This window comes from Streptomyces sp. Rer75 (assembly GCF_013414305.1).
Classification (GTDB): Bacteria; Actinomycetota; Actinomycetes; order Streptomycetales; family Streptomycetaceae; genus Streptomyces; species Streptomyces himastatinicus.
This window is the reverse complement of record NZ_CP058693.1, coordinates 867715-888301: the sequence shown is the minus strand read 5'-3', so window position 1 is coordinate 888301 and position 20587 is coordinate 867715. Positions and strand designations below refer to the sequence as shown.

Annotated in this window: 16 protein-coding genes; 7 read left to right on the top strand and 9 right to left on the bottom strand. The window is 72.1% G+C overall.

Annotated features, from left to right (window positions below; translation table 11 throughout):
- Positions 1–99: 99 nt before the first annotated feature.
- The 5 genes from HYQ63_RS03065 to HYQ63_RS03045 are packed head-to-tail and all read right to left on the bottom strand — an operon-like array spanning position 100 to position 4744.
- Positions 100–1587 (bottom strand): aldehyde dehydrogenase, encoded by a 1488-nt coding sequence (locus tag HYQ63_RS03065; RefSeq protein ID WP_179932383.1) that lies wholly within the window; start codon positions 1585–1587, stop codon positions 100–102.
- Positions 1584–2405 (bottom strand): alpha/beta fold hydrolase, encoded by an 822-nt coding sequence (locus HYQ63_RS03060; RefSeq protein WP_179932382.1) that lies wholly within the window; start codon positions 2403–2405, stop codon positions 1584–1586. The genes HYQ63_RS03065 and HYQ63_RS03060 overlap by 4 nt, the downstream gene beginning before the upstream one ends.
- A complete protein-coding gene (locus tag HYQ63_RS03055) occupies positions 2402–2953 on the bottom strand; it encodes an amino acid synthesis family protein (protein ID WP_179932381.1) in 552 nt (183 codons plus the stop codon). Before HYQ63_RS03055 ends, HYQ63_RS03060 begins: the two co-directional genes overlap by 4 nt.
- A complete protein-coding gene (locus tag HYQ63_RS03050) occupies positions 2950–3576 on the bottom strand; it encodes an amino acid synthesis family protein (protein WP_179932380.1) in 627 nt (208 codons plus the stop codon). The genes HYQ63_RS03055 and HYQ63_RS03050 overlap by 4 nt, the downstream gene beginning before the upstream one ends.
- The gene (locus tag HYQ63_RS03045) at positions 3569–4744 is read right to left on the bottom strand and encodes an LLM class flavin-dependent oxidoreductase (protein WP_257231567.1); all 1176 of its coding nucleotides are present in this window, start codon (positions 4742–4744) and stop codon (positions 3569–3571) included. The genes HYQ63_RS03050 and HYQ63_RS03045 overlap by 8 nt, the downstream gene beginning before the upstream one ends.
- Before the next feature lie 180 nt (positions 4745–4924).
- Between HYQ63_RS03045 and HYQ63_RS03040 the strand changes: the two genes are divergently transcribed.
- Complete coding sequence (locus HYQ63_RS03040) at positions 4925–5842, top strand: flavin reductase (protein WP_218929540.1); 918 nt, start codon at positions 4925–4927, stop codon at positions 5840–5842.
- Between the two features lie 92 nt (positions 5843–5934).
- Positions 5935–7368, top strand: coding sequence for a cytosine permease (locus HYQ63_RS03035; protein ID WP_179932378.1), 1434 nt, complete (start codon positions 5935–5937; stop codon positions 7366–7368).
- 59 nt (positions 7369–7427) lie between these two features.
- Here the strand turns inward: HYQ63_RS03035 and HYQ63_RS03030 are convergent, their stop codons facing one another.
- On the bottom strand, positions 7428–8462 hold the full coding sequence (locus tag HYQ63_RS03030) for a dipeptidase (protein WP_218929539.1): 1035 nt from the start codon (positions 8460–8462) through the stop codon (positions 7428–7430).
- Positions 8463–8624: 162 nt separating this feature from the next.
- On the opposite strand from HYQ63_RS03030, the gene HYQ63_RS03025 reads away from it, so the two are divergent.
- The 5 genes from HYQ63_RS03025 (at position 8625) to HYQ63_RS03005 (ending at position 15426) form a co-directional block, all read left to right on the top strand.
- Positions 8625–9311: a YoaK family protein gene (locus HYQ63_RS03025; protein WP_179932376.1), complete on the top strand. Its 687-nt coding sequence runs from the start codon at positions 8625–8627 to the stop codon at positions 9309–9311.
- A 41-nt stretch (positions 9312–9352) separates the two neighbouring features.
- Entirely contained in the window at positions 9353–10756 is a 1404-nt protein-coding gene (sthA, locus tag HYQ63_RS03020; RefSeq protein WP_179932375.1) for a Si-specific NAD(P)(+) transhydrogenase, read from the top strand.
- Between the two features lie 67 nt (positions 10757–10823).
- Positions 10824–12701 carry a molecular chaperone DnaK gene (dnaK, locus tag HYQ63_RS03015; RefSeq protein ID WP_179932374.1) on the top strand — a complete coding sequence of 626 codons (1878 nt, stop codon included), beginning with the start codon at positions 10824–10826 and terminating at the stop codon, positions 12699–12701.
- A 144-nt stretch (positions 12702–12845) separates the two neighbouring features.
- Positions 12846–13532, top strand: a complete 687-nt coding sequence (locus HYQ63_RS03010; protein WP_179932373.1) for a class I SAM-dependent methyltransferase — start codon at positions 12846–12848, stop codon at positions 13530–13532.
- A 43-nt stretch (positions 13533–13575) separates the two neighbouring features.
- Complete coding sequence (locus HYQ63_RS03005; RefSeq protein ID WP_179932372.1) at positions 13576–15426, top strand: ATP-binding SpoIIE family protein phosphatase; 1851 nt, start codon at positions 13576–13578, stop codon at positions 15424–15426.
- 6 nt (positions 15427–15432) lie between these two features.
- On the opposite strand, the gene HYQ63_RS03000 is transcribed toward HYQ63_RS03005, so the two are convergent.
- From HYQ63_RS03000 to HYQ63_RS02990, 3 genes are read right to left on the bottom strand one after another with little or no spacing between them, the layout of a single operon-like run.
- A complete protein-coding gene (locus HYQ63_RS03000) occupies positions 15433–16605 on the bottom strand; it encodes an anhydro-N-acetylmuramic acid kinase (RefSeq protein WP_179932371.1) in 1173 nt (390 codons plus the stop codon).
- Positions 16596–17939, bottom strand: coding sequence for an MFS transporter (locus HYQ63_RS02995; RefSeq protein WP_179932370.1), 1344 nt, complete (start codon positions 17937–17939; stop codon positions 16596–16598). The genes HYQ63_RS03000 and HYQ63_RS02995 overlap by 10 nt, the downstream gene beginning before the upstream one ends.
- A 45-nt stretch (positions 17940–17984) precedes the next feature.
- Positions 17985–20474 (bottom strand): SpoIIE family protein phosphatase, encoded by a 2490-nt coding sequence (locus tag HYQ63_RS02990; protein ID WP_179932369.1) that lies wholly within the window; start codon positions 20472–20474, stop codon positions 17985–17987.
- Between the last annotated feature and the right edge of the window lie 113 nt (positions 20475–20587).

Sequence of the window (20587 nt, the reverse complement as noted above, 5' to 3'; positions counted from 1 at the left end):
GAACCGTAGGCGGGGCGCTCTCTCCCCGTCAACCTCGCCGTCGGTCAAGGGCAGGCGCGTGTGATCTGCCATACAAGAGCGCTCCCGTCCGTTCCTACGTCACGACCTGAGGATGAACGGATCCCCGGCCGGTTCCTCGCTGGTGTTGATCCACACGCTCTTCAGCCGGGTGTACTCCCGGACCACCTCCGTGCCGTGTTCGGTGCCCATGCCGCTGTTCTTGAAGCCCGCCCGGGGTGACATCGGCGACATCGAACGGTAGGTGTTGGCCCACACCGTGCCCGCCTCCAGCCGGGCGGCCATCCGGTGCACCCGGTTCACATCCCGGGTCCACACGCCTGCCGCGAGGCCGTACGCCGAGTTGTTGGCGATGGACAGGGCCTCCTCCTCGGAGTCGAATGGCATGACGGTGGCCACCGGGCCGAAGATCTCCTCCTGGCAGATCCGCAGGGTGTTGTCGACGCCGGTGAACACGGTGGGGGAGTAGAAGTACCCGCCGAGACCGGTGTCCGGCCGGGCCCCGCCGCAGACCACCTTTCCGCCCTCGGAGCGGCCCAGTTCGACGTACGACTCGACCTTCTCCAGCTGCTCGGCGATGGCCAGCGGGCCCAGCTCGGTGGCGTCGTCGAGGGGATCGCCGATCGCGATGGTGGCGGCCCGTGCCGACACCCGCTCCAGGATCTCGTCGTACACCTCGCGGTGCACCAGCACCCGGCTGCCCGCCACACAGGTCTGGCCCGCGGCGGCGAACACCCCGGCGATCACGCCCATGGCGGCCGAGCCCAGGTCGGCGTCCGGGAAGATGATGTTGGGGGACTTGCCGCCCAGCTCCAGGGTGCAGCGGATCAGCCGGTCGGCGCAGGTACGGGCGATCCGGCGGCCGGTCCCGGTGGAGCCGGTGAAGCTCACCTTGGCCACGTCCCGGTGCTCGGTCAGCGGGCCGCCCGCGGTCGCGCCGAAGCCGGTGACCACGTTGACCACGCCCGGCGGGAAGCCCGCCCGCTCGAAGAGCGGGGCGAGCGCCAGCAGCGATGCCGAGGTGTGCTCCGAGGGCTTGATGACCATCGTGTTCCCGGCGGCCAGCGCCGGGGCCAGCTTGGTGGCGGTGAGCAGCAGCGGGGAGTTCCAGGGGGTGATGGCGCCCACCACGCCCACCGGTTCGCGCAGGGTGTAGTTGAGCAGTTCGCGGCTCGCGCCCGGGATGACCTCGCCCTGGATCTTGTCGGCGAGCCCCGCGTAGTAATAGAAGTACTCGGGCAGGCCCGCGAGTTGGGCCCGCATCTCGCGCAGCAGCTTGCCGTTGTCCAGGGATTCGGTGCGGGCCAGCTCCTCGGCGTGTTCGCCGATCAGATCGCCGAGGGTGCGCAGCAGCCGGCCGCGCCGGGTCTGGCTCAGATCGCGCCAGCGCGGATCCTCGAAGGCGGCGCGGGCGGCGCTCACAGCGCGCTCCACATCGGCGGCGGTGCCGTTCGCCGCCTCGTACCAGGGCTCGGCGGTGGCCGGGTTGACGCTGGCGAACCAGTCGCCGTCGGCGGGGGCGGTCCACTCGCCCGCGATGTAGTGGTCATGGCGCGGCAGGCGGTTCATGAGCTGTGGCACTCCTGATGTCCGGTGGGGGTTCCGGTATGGGTGAGGATCGTGTCGGCGAGTCGCTCCGGGCACTCCAGCGGCAGCAGATGGCGGGCCCCGGGCACGATCACCGCCCGGCCGCCGGGGATGCGCCGCGCGAGCCGGTGCGACATGGCCGGGGTCGAGCCGGGGTCGTCCTCCCCGGTCACCGCGAGGGTGGGGGCGGTGATCCGGGGCAGCAGCGGCCACAGCCCGGCGTCGGCGGTCGCGAAGACGTCGTAACAGGCGAGGTACGAGACGGGGTCGTTGGCCAGCAGCGTGTCCAGCACCCGGCGCGCCAGATTGGGCTCCTGGGTCCGCCAGCCGGGCGAGAACCAGCGGTCGACCGCCGCCCACGCGGACGCCCCGAAGTCCCGGGCCGCCACCTCCCGCCGCCGCGCCACCGCCGCGCGCTCGTCCTCCGACCGCCCCGCCACCGAGCTGACCAGCGTCAGCGAGGCGGTGAGGTCCGGCCGGTCCAGGCCGAGCTGCTGGGCCACCAGGGCGCCGAGCGAGAAGCCGACGATGTGCGCGGGCCCGCTCAGCAGGGCCGCGACATCCGCTGTCAGCTCGGCGAGCGACACCCCGGGGGCCGCGGCCGGGGAGGCGCCGTGGCCGCGCAGGTCGACCAGCGTGACCCGGTGCCGGGCCGTGAGCGCGGGCAGGCACCGCTCCCACATCCTCCGGTCGAGCCCGACGCCGTGCAGCAGGACGAGGCCGGGCCCGGCGCCGTGCGTCTCGTGGCCCAGCGCGACCGGCGTGGTGGAGCGCGCGCCGGGCGTACCCACGGTGCTCACTGCTCCGTGGCGAGCGGGGCCAGCCGGGCCTGGGGGCGGCCCTGGGCGGCGGCCGCGAGCCCGACCACGATCTCGTCGGCGCGCGGTCCGTCCGCCACCCGCACCTCGATGCTCTGGTGGTGCGAGCGGATCGTGGCATCGGTGATGTGCTTGAGCGGGATGTCGAAGACCGTGCCAGCGGCCGCGCGCTTCTCCACGGCCGGCAGCAGGGTGGTCGCCTTCGCCGCGCGGCGGAAGTGGTCGCCGAACTTCAGCGTGTGGATCAGCCCGGAGCCGTGCTCGATCTCCCCGTCCAGGCCCACGACGGCGGCCTTGCCGTACGCCTCGACCGGCGTGCCCAGCGCCTCGACCACCCGTGGCGCCAGCAGCTCGCCGAGCTTCGGCGCCACCTCGTCGATGCCCGGCAGCAGATCCGCCACATAGCCCTGCCCGGCCCAGGGGTTCTCGATGATGGCGAGCACCACCGCGGTCCGGGCGGGCGGGTCCACGGGGCGGCCGCCCTCGCTGTGGATGTCCTCGGTGAAGGTGATGATCTTGCGGACGTTCACGTCACGGTCTCCATGTTTTTCGGGCCTTCGCGGTCTTCGAGGTCGGCGAGGCGGATGACGGGATCGGTGGCCCGGTCCCCGATGCGCGCGTTGGGCCGGGGGCCGGAGGCACCGGCCGCGATGACGACGATCTCGTCGGGCCGGGGCGCGTCGGGGATGCGGATCTGGCACGTCTGGTAGTGCGAGCGGGTGGCCGCCGCCGTCTTGTGCCACAGCGGTACGGTCAGCGGTTCGCCCGCCGGAAGCCGGTCGTCGCTGAACACGATGATCGAGGTGCCCTCGGTCAGCTCCCGCAGGACGTTGCCGAAGAACGGGGTGTGGATCAGCGCCCCGCCGTGTTCGATCTCCCCGTTCAGGCCGACGATCGCGGCCTTGCCGAACGACTCGACGCGGTCCACGCCGCCCAGCGCCTCGCTCACCCGGTCGGTGAGCAGCCGCGCCAGCCCCGGGGCGATCCGCTCGACCTCGGGCTGGAGATCGGCGACCAGGCCCAGGCCCGCCCACGGGTTACGGATCACCGCGGCCGCCGCGACCCGGCGCACCGGCACGGCCACCGGCCGTCCCAGCTCCAGCAGCGGCTCGTCGGTGACGCTGACGACCTTGCGCAGGCCCAGGTCACTCATGGCCGCCGCCGGTGAACCGCGGCATGACCTTCTCCGCGAACAGCTCCAGGCTGCGCATCGCCCTGCGGTGTTCCAGGCCGGGGTGGGTGGTCCACAGCAGCAGATGCTCCAAGCCCACCTCCTCCCGCAGCTCGGCGATCTTCTCGGAGACGTACTCGGGGGTGCCGACCAGCAGATTGCGCTCCGCCAGGAAGTCGAAGGACAGCTCGTGGGCGTCGGTCAGCTCCTCGCCCGCCTCCATCAGGTTGCCCAGACCCCGGAAGTGCATGATCCACCGGTAGGTGGTCATCAGCGCCTCCTCGAAGTCCGCGCGGGCCTGCTCCATGGTGTCGGCGACGTACACGTCCCGTACCAGGCCGATGCCCTCGCCGAGCGCGTACGGGCGGCCGGACGCCTGGCTCGCGGTGGAGCGGTACAGCTCGAAGCGCTCCTTGAGCGCCGAGACCGGCGGCAGCCAGAACATCCCCTGGACCCCGTCGGCCGCGGCCGCCCGGATCGACCGCGGGCTGTCGATGACCTGCCACAGCGGCGGATGCGGGCGCTGCAACGGGTGCGGCGTGACCTGCATCTTGGTGATGACCCCGTCCTCCATGTAGTCCGGGGTGGCGGGGGAGAGGGGGTGGTTCCACTTCACCCCCGGGGCGGGGAACTCGTAGAAGCGGCCGTGGTGCGAGAAGAACTCGCCGCTCCACGCCTTGCGGAGGATCTCCACGGTCTCGTCGTACAGCGCGCGGTTCTGCTCCTGGTCGCGCGGATCGGCGAGCGCGTTCAGATTGAGCGCCTCGCGCCCGTACAGCCCGCGTCCGAGGCCCACCTCGACCCGGCCGCCGGATAGCTGGTCGAGCATCGCGATGTCCTCGGCGAGCCGCAGCGGATGCCAGAAGGTGGCGATGTTCGCCGCCTGGCCGATCCGGATGTTCTCGGTGCGGGCGGCGATGTCGGCGCCCATCAGGACCGGGTTCGGGGTGATCTCGATCGCCTCGTGACCGAAGTGGTGCTCGGTATACCAGGTGGACCAGAAGCCCGCCTGGTCGGCGGCGACCGCGAACTCCCGGGCCTCGTCCATGACTTCGGCGTAGGAGCCGAGCCGGCCCGGTGCTCCGAGGTTGTGGAATATCGAGAATCGCATGCAGCGTCCGTCCTGTTCTTCCGGGTCACGCTGTGCCATGGCAGGGAGGCTAGGAGTCCGGTTGAGACCCGTCAAGGGTTAACGTCCAGGCAACAACCTTGACCTGTGTATTTGGTGCGAGAGCGGTTCTTTCCCGGCTCATTTGTCCCAAGGTGTTGACAGTGGTGGATGGCGTTCCTACCGTCCTCTGCCATACAAGAGCTGAATGAGGGATCCGTCATGACGCACACTCTTGACCGCACCGCCCGCATCCGCTCCGCCTGGCAGGCCGCCTGGGACCAGGGCCGGGTGGAGGCGCTCGACGAACTGCTCAGCCCCGGCTACGTACGCCGCCGCGGCCCCGCCGCCGCGCCCCAGGACCGCGAGCAGTTCAAGAACTCCGTGCGCGCCATCCGCGAGGCGTTCCCCGATCTGCACACCGAGATCGAGGAGATCGTGGAGGACGGCGAGGAGCTGGCGATCCGCTGGCGCAGCACCGGCAGCCATACCGGCGACTTCCTCGGCGTGCCGCCCACCGGCCGCCCGGTCGAGGTCTCCGGCGCCACGTTCACCCACTTCGACGGCGGTGTGATCGCCGAGGAATGGGTGACCTGGGACCCCCGCCAACTGCTGGAGGCGCTGGGGATCATCACCACCACCCAGGAGGCCGCCGTCGACGCCGATCTGGTGCGCGGGGTGCACCGCAAGTTCATCACCGGCGTGACCGTGGTGACCACCGACGACGCCGGTACGCCCAGGGGGCTGGCCGTCAACGCCTTCTCCAGCATCTCGCTGGACCCGCCGATGGTGCTGGTGTGCGTGCAGCGCAGCTCCACCACCCACCCCGCGCTGCACCGGGCCACCCATCTGGGCATCAACATCCTTGCCGCGAACCAGCTCGACGTCGCCAAGGTCTTCGCGTCCAAGTCGGACGACAAGTTCGCCGGGCTGTCCTGGACCGCGGGCGCTCACGGCGCACCGCTGATCGACGGGTCCTGCGCCCAGCTGGAGGTGGAGATCGGCGAACGGCTGGAAGCGGGCAGCCACACCGTCTTCACCGGCCGGGTGGTCGCGGCCCGTCACGAGGACCTGGCACCTCTGGTCTACAGTGGCGGTGGGTTTTTCGATATCTCGAACACAGCGCCTTTGCCGTGGTGAGACGCCCCCGGCCGCGCCTGGACCCACCCTTCCCTCCGCTCATCGCCACCCCTTGACGCCCAGATCTCCCCCCTGTCCCCAGGAGCACGCCCATGACCCACGACGATGCGGCGCCGGTCTACGGCAGCGCCGTCACCAAAGTCGAACCCTTCGGGGTCGACCACATCCCCGACAACGAGCGGCACGGCAAACCCAGCTCACAGTTCTTCGTCTGGTTCGCCGCCGGCCTCAACTTCCCCATCATCCTGCTCGGATTCAGCGCGATCAGCCTGGGCCTCAGCTTCACCGGCGCGGTCGCGGCAATCGTCGTCGGGGCCGGGGTCGGGTCGGTGCTGATGGCCGTGATGTCCAAGATGGGCGTACGGCTCGGGGTGCCGCAGCAGATCCAGGCGCGCGGGCCGCTGGGCTTCTTCGGAAACTTTCTGCCGGTGGCGTACATCAATGTGTTCGCCGGGGTCGGCTGGGCCTCGGTCACCGTGATCCTCGGCGGCAAGGCGATCGCCGAGCTGACGCATCTGCCCTACTGGCTCTGTGGACTGCTGCTCACCGTCATCGAGCTGGTGGTGTCCATCTTCGGCTACAACATGATCAATTTCCTTCAGCGTGTGCTCACTTATGTGCTGACCCCGCTGTTTGTGATGATCACGGTCGTGGCCCTGGTGCGCGGCGCGGGCACCTTCGACGCCAACCCGAAGGCGTCCGGCTACATCGGTGACACGGGCGGCTGGATCACCTTCTGCGGCTGGTTCCTCTCCTTCCTCGTCGCCTGGGCGCCGTTCGCCTCGGACTACTCGCGCTATCTGCCGGACACCCCGAAGGTGGTCAACCGCACCGCCTGGTACACCGGGTTCGGCAATTTCGTCACCATCGCCTGGCTCGGCATCCTGGGCGTCCTGGTCGGCTCGAACGCCAACAGCACCGACTCCATCACCGCCCTCCACGAACTGGCCGGGCCGTTCGCCGTCCCCGCGCTCATCGCGGTCGGTCTCTCGGCGCTCGCGCAGAACTTCCTCAACGTCTACGGCGGCGCGATCTCCGTGCAGACCCTGAAGGTGCCGGTCACCCGGACCCAGGCGGTCACCGTCATCTGTCTGCTGGCCTATGTGATCAGCCTGTGGGGCGAGTCGGGGATCGAGGAGAAGTTCTCCGTGTTCCTCAACCTCACCGCGTACTTCATCGCGCCCTTCGCCACCGTGCTGCTCCTGGACTACTGGCTGGGCGGCCGCTCCGACCCGGCGCGGATCGCCGAACTGTACGACCGCGGGCGGGTGCTCTCCTGGGGCTTCGTCGCCTGGGCGGGCGGCGTGGTGGCGTCCATACCCTTCTGGGAGTCCAAGCTGTACACCGGGGCGTTCGCCTCGGCGTACCCCGGCGCGGGCGACCTGAGCATGTACGTCGCCGCGGGCGCCTCCGTGGTGCTGTACCTGCTGACCTACCGGCTGAAGCCGCTGTGGGTACGGGCAGGCGCGGACGCCGACACCCCGGCCGGTTCGCCCGCGGAACCCGCGGCGGTGGCGAGGTCCTGACCGGCCCCGAGAGGAGCGGGCGGCATCGCGGTGGCGGTGCCGCCCGCTTCCGCGGCGGCTCACGCGGGGCGGCCCAGCTCCTTGCGGAACAGGTCCAGCACATTGCCGCCGAGGATCTGGTGGACCGCGGCCTCGGAGAAGCCCCGGTCGATCAGCGCCTCGGTGACCAGGGGGAGGCCGCGGGGCCCTTCGAGGCCCGGGACGACCAGTTCGGCGTACTCCAGGTCCTCGCAGCACGGCGGGCTGACATCGGCGCTGACCTCCTTGATGAAGTCGGGCCCCAGACCCACCCGGTCCGGCCCGGCGACCTCCGCGATGTGGGCGATGTGGTCGGCCAGCCGCTCCACCGTGCGCTCGTCCGGGTCGGTGGCCAGGAACTCGCCGAGGAAGTTCACGCACACCATGCCACCGGTGGCCACGATCCCGCGGATCTGCTCATCGGTGAGATTGCGGTGGTGGTCGAGCAGCGCACGCGCCGACGAGTGGGTGGCCAGCACCGGGCGGGTGGCCAGCTCCAGCACATGGGCGACGCCCGAGGCGCTCAGATGCGAGACGTCGAAGAGGATGCCCAGGCGCTCCATCTCCCGCAGCGCCTCCACCCCGGCCGCCGTCAGCCGACTGCCGGTGGCGTCCTCGCCGCTGCCGTCGGCCAGCGCGCTGCGCCCCCAGTGGGCGATGGACGCGACCCGCACGCCCAAGCGGTGGACGGTCGGGATGAGTTCCACGTCGGCGTCGAGGCCGGGGGCGCTCTCCAGCGCCAGCACCAGGGCGATCCTGCCCTCCGCCAGCGCGGCGTCGATGTCGGACCCGTCCAGGCACAGCCGTACCTCGTCCGGGTTGCCCTCGGCCAGCGTATGGGCGCACTCGATCATGCGGAGCGTCTCCCGCAGCGCGCCTTCGGGGCGGAACCGGTCCTCGATGAAGACCGGCAGCACCTGGAGGTCCACCCCGCCCTCGCGCAGCTGGGGCAGCCACTGCTCCCGGAAGAAGGACGCCCAGCGCCGCGGCGGCCGGGCGGCGACGGCGATCAGCAGATCGTTGTGGGCGTCGGCGACGACCGCGCGGTGATGGAGTTCGCGGGACACGTGTGGCATTCCTCCACGGTTCAGGGGGCGTTACGGGGCGGGGCACCCCGAACCTAACGATGTCGTGGCGGTACGGGAAGCGGAATCCCGGCCCGGATCCCCGGCCCGGAATCGCGGCGCGCTGTTTTCCCACGCCCCGGGCGGGGCACCCGGGGCGCCCGGAGGTGGCCGATGGCGGAAGGCGACAAGACCACCGGTGACGGCGGCCTGGTGGCGGCCGCCGTTGCGCTCACCGTGGCCACCGGGGCGATGGACGCGATCAGCTTCCTCGCCCTCGGCGGCGTCTTCACCAGCGTCATGACGGCCAACCTCTCCCTCCTCGGCATCTCCGCGGGCGTCCAGGACCCGGACCGGGCCCGGGACGCCGCCGTCGCGGTGGCCGGTTTCGTCGCGGGCGCCCTGCTCAGCGCCCGTATCGTCCGGGGCGAGCGGCCCGTACGGCGGACCCGCTGGGCGCTTGGCGTGGAGGTGCTCGCGCTCGGCGGGCTGTGGGCGGTGTGGGCCACGGCGGGCGGCGACCCGGGCGGGGGCGCGCGGCTGGGGCTGCTCGCGGTGGCCGCGCTCGCCATGGGCGGCCAGAGCGGTCTGGTGCGCGCCGTCGGACCGCCGGGGATGTCCACCACCTACCTCACCGGCACCCTGACCGGGCTGCTGGTCGACGTGGCCCGCGACGGCCGGGTGCGCTGGGTCAGCCTGGCGCTGCTCGCGTCCCTCGTCGTGGGCGCGGCGCTCGGCGGACTGCTGGTCACGTACGCCGCTCCGGCCGCGCCCGGCCTGCCCGCCGGGCTGGTCGCGCTGGTCCTGCTGGGGTCCTTCATCCCTCAAGGGGGCGCCGTATGGGGGAGGTTGAGCGGTTGAGCGGCCTTCCGGCGGGTGTGCCCGGGTGACAGACTCCTCCCGTGACCGACTTCGACATGCTCGTCATCGGATCCGGCCCCGGCGGTCAGAAGGCCGCCATCGCGGCGGCCAAGCTCGGCCGCCGGGTCGCCGTCGTCGACCGGCCGGACATGGTGGGCGGGGTGTCCCTGCACACCGGGACCGTGCCGTCCAAGACCCTGCGCGAGGCGGTGCTCTACCTCACCGGGCTGACCCAGCGGGATCTGTACGGCCAGAGCTACCGGCTCAAGGAAGAGATCACGGTCGCGGATCTGACGGCGCGCACCCGGCACGTGGTGGGCCGCGAGGTGGACGTCGTCCGCAATCAGCTCTCCCGCAACCGGGTGGCGCTGTTCTCCGGCACCGGACGGTTCGTGGACGACCACACCGTGGCCGTGACGGACGCCTCCGGCCGGGAACAGCTGCTGACCGGGCGGCACATCGTGATCGCCACCGGCACCCGCCCGGCCCGCCCGGCGAGCGTGGAGTTCGACGAGCGCACGGTCATGGACTCCGACAGCGTCCTCAGCATGGAGCGGGTGCCGCGCTCCATGGTCATCGTGGGGGCGGGGGTGATCGGCATCGAGTACGCGTCGATGTTCGCCGCGCTGGGCAGCAAGGTCACCGTGGTCGAGCAGCGGGACGGCATGCTGGACTTCTGCGACGTCGAGATCGTCGAGGCGCTCCGGTACCGGCTGCGGGACCTCGCCGTCACCTTCCGCTTCGGCGAGACGGTCGCGGCCGTCGAGCGGCACGAGCGCGGCACCCTGACCGTGCTGGAGAGCGGGAAGAAGATCCCGGCCGACGCGGTGATGTACTCCGCGGGGCGGCAGGGGATGACCGAGGGCCTGGACCTCGCGCGGGCGGGGCTCGCCGCCGACCGGCGCGGCCGGATCGCGGTGGACGAGCACTACCGGACGGCCGTGCCGCACATCTACGCGGTGGGGGACGTGGTCGGGTTCCCGGCGCTGGCCGCGACCTCCATGGAGCAGGGCCGCAGCGCGGCGTACCACGCGTGCGACGAGCCGGTGAACCCGATCCACGACCTCCAGCCCATCGGGATCTACTCCATCCCGGAGATCAGCTTCATCGGCCGGACCGAGGACCAGCTGACGGACGCGAAGGTGCCGTTCGAGGTCGGGGTGTCGCGCTACCGCGAGCTGGCCCGCGGCCAGATCGTCGGCGACGGGCACGGCATGCTGAAGCTGCTGGTGTCCCCGCACGACCGGCGGCTGCTCGGGGTGCACTGCTTCGGCACCGGCGCGACCGAGCTGATCCACATCGGCCAGGCCGTGATGGGCTGCGGCGGGACCGTCGACTACCTGGTCGACGCGGTGTTCAACTATCCGACCTTCGCCGAGTCCTACAAGGTCGCCGCCCTCGACGCGACGAACCGGATGCGCGAGGTCGACCACCTCGGGGACTGACCCGGGCCCACCGCCCCCGAAACGCATCTTTTGGGATACTTGGAGGCGTATCGGGAGGTGGTTCGAGATGACCCGCGCAGTCGGTATCGACCTGGGGACGACGAACTCGGTGGTCGCGGTCCTCGAAGGCGGTGAGCCCACCGTCATCACCAACACCGAAGGCGCCCGGACCACCCCCTCGGTGGTCGCCTTCGCGAAGAACGGCGAGGTGCTGGTCGGCGAGGTGGCCAAGCGCCAGGCGGTGACCAACGTGGACCGCACCGCCCGGTCGGTCAAACGCCACATGGGGGAGGAGCGCTGGCACTTCCCGGCCACGGGCGACATCGACGGCAAGCGCTACACCGCGCAGGAGATCTCCGCGCGGGTGCTCCAGAAGCTCAAGCGGGACGCGGAGGCGTACCTCGGCGAGGACGTCACGGACGCGGTCGTCACCGTCCCCGCGTACTTCAACGACAGCCAGCGCACCGCCACCAAGGAGGCGGGCGAGATCGCCGGGCTGAAGGTGCTGCGGATCATCAACGAGCCCACGGCGGCCGCCCTCGCGTACGGCCTGGACCGGGAGAACGACCAGCGGATCCTGGTCTTCGACCTCGGTGGCGGCACCTTCGACGTCTCGCTGCTGGAGATCGGCGAGGGCGTCGTGGAGGTCAAGGCCACCAACGGCGACACCCACCTGGGCGGCGACGACTGGGACCAGCGCGTCGTGGACCACCTGGTGAAGCAGTTCAAGAACAACTACGGGGTCGATCTGGCCAAGGACAAGATGGCGGTGCAGCGGCTGCGCGAGGCCGCCGAGAAGGCCAAGATCGAACTGTCCGCGGCGACCGAGACCGCGATCAACCTGCCCTACGTCACCGCGTCCGCCGAGGGCCCGCTGCACCTGGACGAGAAGCTCACCCGCTCGCAGTTCCAGCAGCTGACCGAGGACCTGCTGGAGCGCTGCAAGGCCCCCTTCCACCAGGCGATCAAGGACGCCGGGGTCAAGACCTCCGACATCGACCATGTGATCATGGTCGGCGGCTCGACCCGGATGCCCGCGGTGACCGGCCTGGTCAAGGAGCTGACCGGCAAGGAACCGCACAAGGGCGTCAACCCGGACGAGGTCGTCGCCATCGGCGCGTCCCTCCAGGCCGGTGTCCTCAAGGGCGAGGTCAAGGACGTCCTGCTGCTGGACGTCACCCCGCTGTCCCTGGGCATCGAGACCAAGGGCGGCATCATGACGAAGCTGATCGAGCGCAACACGACGATCCCGACCAAGCGCTCGGAGGTCTTCACCACCGCCGAGGACAACCAGCCCTCGGTGCAGATCCAGGTGTTCCAGGGCGAGCGCGAGATCGCGGCGTACAACAAGAAGCTCGGGATGTTCGAGCTGACCGGCCTGCCGCCCGCCCCGCGCGGGGTGCCGCAGATCGAGGTGGCCTTCGACATCGACGCCAACGGCATCATGCACGTCTCCGCCAAGGACCTGGGCACCGGCAAGGAGCAGCGGATGACCGTCACCGGTGGCTCCGCGCTGCCGAAGGACGACATCGACCGCATGATGCGCGAGGCCGAGCAGTACGCGGAGGAGGACCACAAGCGCCGCGAGGCCGCCGAGACCCGCAACCAGGCCGAAGCCCTCGTGTACCAGACCGAGAAGCTGCTGCGCGACCAGGCCGGAAAGGTGCCGCAAGACGTCCGGGAGGAGGCCGAGACGGCGATCGCGGAGCTGAAGGAGACGCTGAAGGGCGAGGACACCGCCGCGATCCGGGACGCCACCGACAAGGCAGCCACCGTCGGACAGAAGATCGGCACCGCCCTCTACGCCCAGGCGCAAGGGCAGTCCGGGACCCCGGCCGGGGGCGGGAGCGGCGGCGGAGGCCAGGACCAGTCGCAGGCGGACGCCGACGAGGTCGTGGACGCGGAGATCGTGGACGACGAGAAGCCGAAGGGGAGCACCGGCTGACCGTTAGGGAATGTCTCGCCGATCATGCCAGGCGTCGGGAGCCCGGCATGATCGGTGAGACACCCCCTGGGGAGGTGTGCCCGGGCCGTGGCACGGGCCCGGAATGCGAGGAGAATGGGGGGTGACATCGAAAACTCCGGGGATGTGTCCGTGAACAACGGGACCGGCGACACCGGCTACGGGAACATTCGGCTCGATCGCACCGGCCAGGCCGAGGCGTTCGACGCCATCGGCGACCGCTACGACGAGGCGTTCCCGCACAAGGACGGCCAGCTCGCCACGGGCGAGTGGCTGATCGGCCTGCTCCCGCGCAGATCCCGGGTGCTCGACCTGGGCTGCGGCACCGGGCTGCCCACCGCGCGCCAGCTGACCGGCGCCGGGTTCCGGGTCACCGGTGTCGACCTGTCCGCCGGGATGGTGCGGCTCGCCCGGTCCTATGTCCCCGATGCCTCCTTCCACCAGGCGGACATCGCCGATCTGCGGCCCGGGGGTCCGCTCGACCTCGGCCGGTTCGACGCGGTCACGGCGTTCTTCTCGCTGCTGATGCTGCCCCGCGCCGAGATCCCGCTCGCGCTGGGCACCATCCACCGCCTGCTGCCGCCCGGCGGGCTGTTCGCCCTGTCGATGGTGGAGGCCGACGTGGACGACTTCTCGATCCCCTTCCTGCGCTCCACCATCCGGGTCACCGGCTATCTGCGGGACGATCTGCGCGAGGTCATCGAGGCGGCCCGCTTCGAGATCGTCGGCGAGTCGTCCTACACCTACGCACCGGCCTCCTCGGACGTCCCGCCCGAGGAACAGATCTTCCTCCGGTGCCGACGGGGCGGCTGAGGAGTCCGCGTCCGTACCGCATCCGCGACGAACGGCACAGCTGATGGCGCACCCCACCCCCCAGGAAGGCCCGGACCGGCCGGGCGGCCGGGCCGTGGGGCCCGCCGCGCCCTCCCGCCGGTCCCCGCCGCCGCAGCCCGGCCCGGACCCGCCCGGCGTGGAGCATCTGCGGGAGGAGGCGGCGTACGGCACCGGGCCGCAGACCGACCGGCTGCGCTACCTCGACACCGCCACCCGGCAGATCGCCCGTGGCATGGACCTCGACGAGACGCTGCACGAGCTGTGCCGGGCCGCCGTGCCCGCCTTCGCCGACGCGGCCGTGGTGCATCTGCGCGAACCGCTGCCCGCCGGGGACGAGGAGCCGCCAGGACCGCTCGTCCTGCGCCCGCACGCCGCCGGACCGGAAGCCGGACCGGAAGCCGCACCGGCGGCAGGGCCGGGAGCCCCGCCCGGGTTCGCCCGGCTCACCGTCACCGGCCGGCTCGCCGAACTGCTGGCCGCCGGGCGCCCCGCGTTCGGGGACGTCCCCGGAATCGCCGCCGCGGTCGCCGAGCTGCTGAGCCCCGCGGTGGGCGGCCCCGGCCCGGTGCCGCCCGGCCGACGGCTGATCATCGCCCCGCTGCGCGGCCGCGAACACACCGTCATGGGCGCCGCCGTCCTCGTACGCCACCCCGACCGGCCGCCCTTCACCGGCGACGATCTGCTGGTCGCCTCCCAGCTCGCCACCCACACCGCCCTCGGCATGAACAAGGCGGTGCTCTACGCGCGCGAGGTGTCCGTCGCCGACGCTCTCCAGCGCACCATGCTGCCCGCCTCGCTGCCCGAACCCATCGGCGTCCGGCTGGCCACCCGCTATCTCCCCTCCTCGAAGACCGCGCGGATCGGCGGCGACTGGTACGACGCGATCCCGCTGCCCGGCAACCGTGTCGCCCTCGTCATCGGCGACGTCATGGGCCACTCCGTGACCTCCGCCGCGATCATGGGTCAGCTGCGCACCACCGTGCAGACCCTCGCCGGTCTCGATCTGTCCCCGGACGAGGTGCTGCACCACCTCGACGAGCAGGCCCAGCGGCTGGGCAGCCAGCACATGGCCACCTGTCTCTACGGGATCTACGACCCCATCGCGCACCGGCTGCTGATGGCCAACGCCGGTCATCCGCCCCCGGTGCTGCTCCAGCCGGGAGGCCGTGGCCGGGTGCTGCGGATCCCGCCCGGCCCGCCGGTGGGAGTCGGCGGTGTCAGCTTCGAGACCGTGGAGATGTTCGCGCCCACCGGGGCCACCCTGCTGCTGTACACCGACGGTCTCGTGGAGTCCCGCGACACCGATGTGTCCACCGGGGTCGAGCTGTTGCGCGACCGGCTGCACACCACCGCCCAGGTGCTCGACCCCCCGCCGCTGGAGCTGCTGTGCGACGCGGCGGTGGGCGCCGTCGGGCCCAGGGACCGGGACGACGACATCGCGCTGCTCGCCGCCCGCTTCGACGGCATCCCGTCGTACAACGTCGCCTACTGGTTCCTGGATCCGAAGCCGCAGACCGCGGGCCGGGCCCGACGGCTCACCCGCCGCACCCTGCACCGCTGGCATCTGGACTCGCTGCTGGAGCCGACCGAACTCATGGTCAGCGAAGTGGTCACCAACGCCGTCCGCTACGCCTCCCGGCCGGTGACGCTGCGGCTGCTGCGCACCGATGTGCTGCGCTGCGAGGTGGGCGACGACTCGCCGTTCGTGCCCAGGATGCTGCACGCCCGCCCGGGCGACGAGGGCGGCCGTGGCCTGTTCCTGGTCAACCAGCTCTCCCGGCGCTGGGGTGCGACCCGGTTGAGCACCGGCAAGCTGGTGTGGTTCGAACAGCAGCTGCCCCGGGACCTCCGGATGGAGATCCCGGAGGACTGAGGCCCCTCACCGGCGGAAGATCTCCAGCCGGGACGGCGCCGGCCGGTCCGGCGGCGGGAGGACGAGCGGCCGCCGCCCCGGGGTGATCGACCCCAGGATGCCGGGGTGGCGGGCGCCGGTGCAGCTCGGCACCGTGCCCGCCAGGCCGTGGGCGGTCAGGAACCCCAGGACGGCGAAGGCGTACGCCTCCTTGGCCGCGGCCGGAAACCCGAGGTCGTCGGAGACCCGCAGGGCGATGGGGCCGAGCGTGCGGCGCAGCGCGGCCATCAGGCTCGGGTTGCGGACGCCGCCACCGGAGGCGATCACCTCGGTGGCATGGACGGAGCGCGCCGCGTCGGCCACGGTACGGGCGGTCAGCTCGGTGACGGTGGCGACGACGTCGTGGTCCGCCACCGGGCCGGTGGCCGCCAACGCGGCCCGCAGATAGGGGAGGTGGAACAGTTCCTTGCCGGTCGTCTTGGGCGGCGGCAGCGCGTAGTACGGCTCGGCCAGCAGCCGCTCCAGCAGTCCGGGATGGACGGTGCCGCGTGCGGCGAGGGCGCCGTCCGCATCGTGGTCGAGCCGGCCATCCGTCAGGTCCCCGACCGCCGCGTCGATGAGGGCGTTCGCGGGGCCGGTGTCGAACGCCAGCGGCTCCCCGGCCCGGGGGACCACGGTGAGGTTGGCGATGCCGCCCAGGTTCAGGGCGGCGCACACCCCGGGCCGCCCGCGCAGCCACAGCGTGTCGACCAGGCTGACCAGCGGAGCGCCCTGGCCGCCCGCGGCCACGTCCCGGCTGCGCAGATCGGAGACGACCGGCACGCCGGTGGCCTCGGCGATCCAGGCGGGCTGCCCGAGCTGGAGCGTGCCGTGCACCCGGCCGTCCTCGGCCCAGTGGTACACGGTCTGCCCGTGCGAGCTGATCAGGTCGGCACGCCCGTCGCACAGCTCCCGGTCGGCGCGGACGGCGAGCCGGGCGAACGCCTGGCCGATCCGGGTGTCGAGCGCGCACACGTCCGCCATGGTGGTCGCCGCCGGTGGCAGGGCGGCGGCCAGCGCCGCCCGTAACGTGTCCGGATAGGCGGCGCCGATCAGGCCCAGCGGGGCGAGCACCAGGGTGTCGCCGTCGAGGGCCAGATCGGCGGCCGCCGCGTCCACCGCGTCATGCGATGTGCCCGACATCAGTCCGATCACGCGCATGGGGTCTCCTCCTCGGTATCGTCCCGGGGCAGGTGCGGCTCCTCCTCCCGCAGCGTGCCCCGGTGGGTGTCGCCGCGCAGGGTGGCCAGGGCGATCACGCTGAGGGCGCCGGTCGCCGCCACGTAGTACGCGGGGATGTCCGCCTCGCCGGTCCGTTTGATGGCCTCGGTGATGATCAGCCCGGCGCACCCCGAGAACACGGCGTTCGACAGCGCGTACGCCAGCCCGAGCCCCGTGTACCGGACCCGGGTCGGGAACATCTCGGCGAGCATCGCCGGTCCGGGACCCGCCATCAGCCCGACCACCGCGCCCGCCACAAGGACGGCCACGCCCTGGGCGAGCGCCGAACTGTGCGGGTCCTGAAGGAGGTTGAGCAGCGGAAAGGCGAGCACGGTCACCAGGGCGGCGCCGGTCAGCATGACCGGGCGCCGTCCGATCCGGTCGCTGAGCAGCCCCGCCGGGAGGATGGCGGCCGCGAACCCCGCGTTGGCCACCACGGTGGCGATCAGCGCCTGCTGGAACGTGGCGTCCAGGGTGGCCTGGAGATAGGAGGGCATGACGACCAGGAAGGTGTACCCGGCCGCGGCCCAACCCATGATGCGCCCGGCGCCCAGCACGATGGCCCCGGCCGTCTCGCGGCGCCCGGCCGCGGCCTCACCCGGCGCGGCCCGCGCGCTCGTCGTGCGGAACGACGGGGTCTCCTCCAGTCTCAGCCGCAGCCACAGCGCGGTCAGCCCGATCGGCAGGGCCAGCAGGAACGGCAGCCGCCAGCCCCAGTCGTTCAGGGCCTCCTCGCTCAGCGCGGTGGCCAGGACGGCGGCCGTCCCGGCACCCGCGAGCAGCCCCAGCGCCACGGTGAACGACTGCCACGCCCCGTACAGCCCGCGGCGCCCCGGCGGGGCGAACTCCGTCATGAGCGACACCGCCCCGCCGAACTCCCCGCCCGCGGACAGCCCTTGCAGGATCCGCACCAGGGTGAGCAGCCACGGGGCGGCGGCGCCGACCGTGTCGTACGTGGGCAGCAGGCCGATGAGCGTGGTGGCGCCGGTCATCAGCAGCAGCACCAGGATCAGGGTCGGACGCCGTCCGATCCGGTCGCCGACGCGGCCGAAGACGGCGGCGCCGATGGGCCGGAAGAAGAACGCGAGCCCGAACGAGGCGTAGGTCTTGACCAGGCCCTCGATGGCGCTGCCGCCCTCGGGGGTGAAGAAGTTCGCGGCGATGACCGTCGCGAAGAAGCCGTAGACACCGAACTCGTACCACTCGATGAAGTTGCCGACCGAACCCGCCAGCAGGGCGCGGCGCGTGGCCGGACCGGGGACTGAAGCGCTCACATCACCATCCCGTACCCGCCCGGGGCGGGTACGTACCGGAAGTGACTACCGGCGCGGACCGTTCAGCGGCTGCTCGGCCCAGATGGTCTTGCGGTCACCGGAGTACCGGGTGCCCCAGCGCTGGCTGAGCTGCGCGATGAGGAACAGCCCGCGGCCGCCCTCGTCCAGCCGCCCCGCCCGGCGCAGATGCGGGGCGGCCGCGCTGCTGTCGGACACCTCGCAGATCAGCGACTGGTTTCTGACCAGCCGCAGTTGGATCGGGCTGCGGGCGTGCACGATCGCGTTGGTGAGCAACTCGGTGACCACGACCTGGGTGGTGTCCACGAGACGGCCCAGCTCCCACCGTGACAGCTGGCGCGCCACGTGGGCCCGGGCCTGGGAGACGACCGCGGGTTCGGCGGGCAGGTCCCAGACGGCGCAGTGGTCGTCGCTCAGCGCCCGGGTGCGGGCCACCAGCAGCGCCACGTCGTCGGACGGGTGACCCGGGATCAGCCGGGAGACGACGGTGTCGCACACCGCGTCCAGCGACAGATCGCGGCAGCCGTCGTCCAGGGCGCGGCGCAGCCGGTCGAGCCCGGCGTCGATGTCGTGGTCGCGCGACTCCACCAGGCCGTCGGTGTAGAGCACGAGGAGGCTGTGGTCGGGCAGTTGGACCTCGGTGGCCTCGAACGGCAGCCCGCCCACGCCGAGTGGCGGCCCGTTCGCGGAGTCCAGGAACGCGGCGCGGCCGCCCGGGGTGATGACGGCGGGCGGGGGGTGCCCGGCCCGGGCGAAGGTGAGGTGCCGGGTGATGGGGTCGTAGACCGCGTACACACAGGTGGCGCCGAAGGCCCAGGCGTCGATGGCCGGTTCGGGCGCGGGACCGGCCGCGGCGCCCGTGGCATCGCCGGGCTCCTGGCCCTCGGCGGCCTGTTCGTCGACCAGCCGCCGCACCTGGTCGTCGACGTGGGCCAGCAGTTCGTCGGGAGGAAGGTCGAGGTCGGCCAGGGTGCGGACGGCGGTGCGCAGCCGCCCCATGGTGACGGCGGCCTTCATGCCGTGGCCGACCACGTCCCCCACGACGAGTGCCACCCGGGCCCCGGACAGCGGGATCACATCGAACCAGTCGCCGCCCACCCCCAGGCGGCTGCCGGCCGGCAGATAGCGCGACCGGGCCTCCACCGCCGCCTGGGCCGGGAGCCGCTGGGGGAGCAGGCTGCGCTGGAGGGCGAGGGCGGTGCCGCGTTCGCGGGTGTAGCGGCGGGCGTTGTCGATGCACACCGCGGCGCGGGCCACGATCTCGTCGGCCAGCAGCAGATCGTCCTGCTCGAAGGGATCGGTGTGCTGCCGCCGCAGGAACACCGCCACTCCGAGGGTGCTGCCGCGCGCCCGTACCGGCACCACCATCCAGGAGTGGATGCCCCACCGCTTGATGCCCTCGGCCCGCTTCGGATCGTCGGCGAGCCAGCCGGGGACCGGATCCCGGCCGTTCACCGACTCCAGGACGGAGGTGCCGGTGGCCAGGGCGCGGGCGAAGGGGGAGTCCGGGGCGGACGCGTGGACGTCCACGTCCTCCACGTCGGCCACCGCCTCCGGGGTGCCGGGCACGATGGACTGGTGCGCGGCGCGCCGGAACACGCTCTCGCTCGCCACCGCCCCGATGGGCGGTTCCTCGCCGTCGAAGACCGAGTCGATCAGGTCGATGCAGGCGAAGTCCGCGAGCCGGGGCACCGCCACGTCCGCCAGCTCCTGGGCGGTGTGCAGCAGGTCCAGGGTGGAGCCGATGCGGGCGCTGGCGTCGTTCAGCACCGCGAGCCGCTCCCGGGCGCGGTGCCGCTCGGTGATGTCGAGCACCGCGTGGCAGACGGCGAACACCTCGCCGGAGCGGTCCTTGAGCGGAAAGACCGAATTGGACCAGACGCGCTCCCGGTCCGGGTCGGAGGGCACCCGGCCCCGAACCTCGATGTCGGCGACCGCGACGCCCTGGCGGAGCACCCGGGCTTGCATCGCCTCGATTCCGGAGGTGTCCACCCGCGAGACCGTCTCGCCCAGGGTGCGCCCCAGGCGCTCCTCGTCCTGGACGCCGCTGAGCCGCCGCAGCGCGGCGTTCTGCATCAGGCAGCGGCACTGGGCGTCGTAGACGCTCATGGCGACGGGCGAGGCCAGGCCCAGGCCGTCCAGGAGCGCGCGGCCGATGTCCTGGCGGCGCACCGCCTCCTCGCGGGTGGCCTGGAGCAGCCAGTGGGGGCGCCCGTCGCCCGGGGACCACGGCTGGGCCCACAGGACGGTGCGTACGTCGTGGCCGTCGCGGTGGCGCAGCACCGCGGGGCCGCCTCCTGCGGAGGTGTGCGCGTCGAAGCGGGGCGGCCCCGGGCCGCCGGGGGCGAACAGCTCGGCCACCGGGCGTCCCACCACGTCCTCGGCCCGGTGTCCGAGGAGGTTCTGCGCGCCGAGGCTCCAGCCGGTCAGCACGCCCCGCTCGTCCACCACACAGGTGGCCTCCGAGATCAGGTCGGGGAGGTGGTGGGGCCATCCGCGGAAGGTGGTGTCGCCCATTGCATGCGCTCTCGCCTCGTACCGGCACGTGCAGCGAATTTTACTCCGCCCGGCTCACTGGGCCCCTTGGCGTCGGCCATTAATTCATATTTAATATCGGTTGGGTCGGCCTC

What these genes read in the sequence shown, in the direction of transcription:
- HYQ63_RS03065 (WP_179932383.1), bottom strand. Translation starts at nt 1,587, where the DNA reads ATGAACCGCCTGCCGCGCCATGACCACTACATCGCGGGCGAGTGGACC.
- HYQ63_RS03050 (WP_179932380.1), bottom strand. Translation starts at nt 3,576, where the DNA reads ATGAGTGACCTGGGCCTGCGCAAGGTCGTCAGCGTCACCGACGAGCCG.
- HYQ63_RS03045 (WP_257231567.1), bottom strand. Translation starts at nt 4,744, where the DNA reads ATGGCACAGCGTGACCCGGAAGAACAGGACGGACGCTGCATGCGATTC.
- HYQ63_RS03040 (WP_218929540.1), top strand. Translation starts at nt 4,925, where the DNA reads ATGACGCACACTCTTGACCGCACCGCCCGCATCCGCTCCGCCTGGCAG.
- HYQ63_RS03035 (WP_179932378.1), top strand. Translation starts at nt 5,935, where the DNA reads ATGACCCACGACGATGCGGCGCCGGTCTACGGCAGCGCCGTCACCAAA.
- HYQ63_RS03030 (WP_218929539.1), bottom strand. Translation starts at nt 8,462, where the DNA reads ATGCCACACGTGTCCCGCGAACTCCATCACCGCGCGGTCGTCGCCGAC.
- HYQ63_RS03025 (WP_179932376.1), top strand. Translation starts at nt 8,625, where the DNA reads ATGGCGGAAGGCGACAAGACCACCGGTGACGGCGGCCTGGTGGCGGCC.
- dnaK (WP_179932374.1), top strand. Translation starts at nt 10,824, where the DNA reads ATGACCCGCGCAGTCGGTATCGACCTGGGGACGACGAACTCGGTGGTC.
- HYQ63_RS03005 (WP_179932372.1), top strand. Translation starts at nt 13,576, where the DNA reads ATGGCGCACCCCACCCCCCAGGAAGGCCCGGACCGGCCGGGCGGCCGG.
- HYQ63_RS03000 (WP_179932371.1), bottom strand. Translation starts at nt 16,605, where the DNA reads ATGCGCGTGATCGGACTGATGTCGGGCACATCGCATGACGCGGTGGAC.
- HYQ63_RS02990 (WP_179932369.1), bottom strand. Translation starts at nt 20,474, where the DNA reads ATGGGCGACACCACCTTCCGCGGATGGCCCCACCACCTCCCCGACCTG.